This window comes from Puniceibacterium confluentis, assembly GCF_007923445.1.
In the GTDB taxonomy this organism is placed as follows: domain Bacteria; phylum Pseudomonadota; class Alphaproteobacteria; order Rhodobacterales; family Rhodobacteraceae; genus Puniceibacterium; species Puniceibacterium confluentis.
Map to the genome: position 1 here is coordinate 1 of NZ_VOJI01000142.1, position 509 is coordinate 509.

A 509-nucleotide genomic window follows, 5' to 3' on the forward strand; every position below is an offset into this window, starting at 1 on the left:
ATCTCTGCGCGGCAACTCCGCCAATTGGCGCTGTACCTCGGCTGATACTTCTTCGGCCAAGCGTTGCGAAGGCGTAACCAGAATGGCTGAGGCCATTTCGTCATGTTCCGCCTGTGAAAGTAGGTCGGCCGCTACATAAGAGGGATTCGCCGTGTCGTCTGCCAATACGACAATTTCACTCGGTCCCGCAATACTGTCGATATCCACTGCACCGTATACCTCTCGCTTCGCCAGCGCTACATAAATGTTGCCGGGACCGCAAATTTTATCAACCGGTTCAATACTATGTGTCCCGTATGCAAGAGAGGCAATAGCCTGCGCTCCGCCAACCCTGTATATTTCCGTTACACCAGCCTCTGCCGCAGCTACCAGTGTATAGGGGTCGATCCCTGCCTTGCCGCCTGTCGCCGGGGGTGTCACCATGACGATCTCCGGTACTCCAGCCACTTGAGCTGGAATAACATTCATCAATACCGAGGAAGGATAGGCAGCTTTACCACCTGGAACAT

At 54.2% G+C, this 509-nt stretch carries 1 protein-coding gene; it reads right to left on the reverse strand.

Translation table 11 applies throughout. The features are described 5' to 3' along the window. The coding region (gene hisD, locus FOY53_RS24350; protein WP_146592558.1) for a histidinol dehydrogenase at positions 1-509 on the reverse strand (509 nt) is incomplete at both ends.